The organism is Caulobacter sp. LARHSG274, assembly GCF_052871235.1.
Genome location: NZ_JBIXJO010000043.1, coordinates 1 through 1,207, shown reverse-complemented (window position 1 = coordinate 1,207; position 1,207 = coordinate 1). Strand labels below are relative to the sequence as shown.

Sequence of the window (1,207 nt, the reverse complement as noted above, 5' to 3'; positions counted from 1 at the left end):
AGTCAGAACGCCGAGACTACTCGACGATCTTGGCCACCACGCCGGCGCCGACGGTGCGGCCGCCTTCGCGGATGGCGAAGCGCAGCTTTTCTTCCATGGCGATCGGGGTGATCAGCTCGACGTCCAGCTCGGCGTTGTCGCCCGGCATGATCATTTCCACGCCTTCGCGCAGCTTGATGATCCCGGTCACGTCGGTGGTGCGGAAGTAGAACTGCGGGCGGTAGTTGGTGAAGAACGGCGTGTGGCGGCCGCCTTCTTCCTTGGTCAGGATGTAGGCCTCGGCCACGAACTTGGTGTGCGGGGTGATCGAACCCGGCTTGCACAGCACCTGGCCGCGCTCGACGTCTTCGCGCTTGGTGCCGCGCAGCAGCACGCCGACGTTGTCGCCGGCCTGGCCCTGGTCCAGCAGCTTGCGGAACATTTCCACGCCCGTGCAGGTGGTCTTCTGGACCGGACGGATGCCGACGATCTCGACTTCCTCGCCGACCTTGACGATGCCGCGCTCGACGCGGCCGGTCACCACCGTGCCGCGGCCCGAGATCGAGAACACGTCTTCGACCGGCATCAGGAACGGCTGGTCGATCGGACGTTCCGGCTGCGGGATGTAGGTGTCGACCGTGGTCATCAGCTCCAGGATCGACTGCTCGCCGATCACCGGGTCGCCGCCGTCGATCGCCACCTTGGCCGAGCCCTTGGTGATCGGGATGTCGTCGCCGGGGAAGTCGTAAGAGCTGAGCAGCTCGCGCACTTCCATCTCCACCAGCTCCAGCAGCTCGGCGTCGTCGACCAGGTCGACCTTGTTCATGTAGACCACCAGGGCCGGCACGCCGACCTGGCGGGCCAGCAGGATGTGCTCGCGGGTCTGCGGCATCGGGCCGTCGGCCGCCGACACCACCAGGATCGCGCCGTCCATCTGCGCCGCGCCGGTGATCATGTTCTTCACATAGTCGGCGTGGCCGGGGCAGTCGACGTGGGCGTAGTGACGGGCCGCCGTCTCATATTCCACGTGCGCGGTGTTGATGGTGATGCCGCGGGCCTTTTCTTCCGGCGCCGCGTCGATGTCGGCGTAGTTCTTCGCCGTCGCCCCGCCGCTCTTGGCCAGAATGATGGTGATCGCCGCCGTCAGCGTCGTCTTGCCATGGTCAACGTGACCAATCGTGCCGATGTTGCAGTGCGGCTTGTTACGTTCGAACTTTTCCTTGGCCAT

General features: G+C 65.5%; 1 protein-coding gene. It reads right to left on the bottom strand.

The window, feature by feature from the left end; all coding sequences use genetic code 11:
- Positions 1-16 precede the first annotated feature (16 nt).
- Positions 17-1,207: an elongation factor Tu gene (tuf, locus tag ACIPQB_RS26080; RefSeq protein ID WP_446488157.1), complete on the bottom strand. Its 1,191-nt coding sequence runs from the start codon at positions 1,205-1,207 to the stop codon at positions 17-19.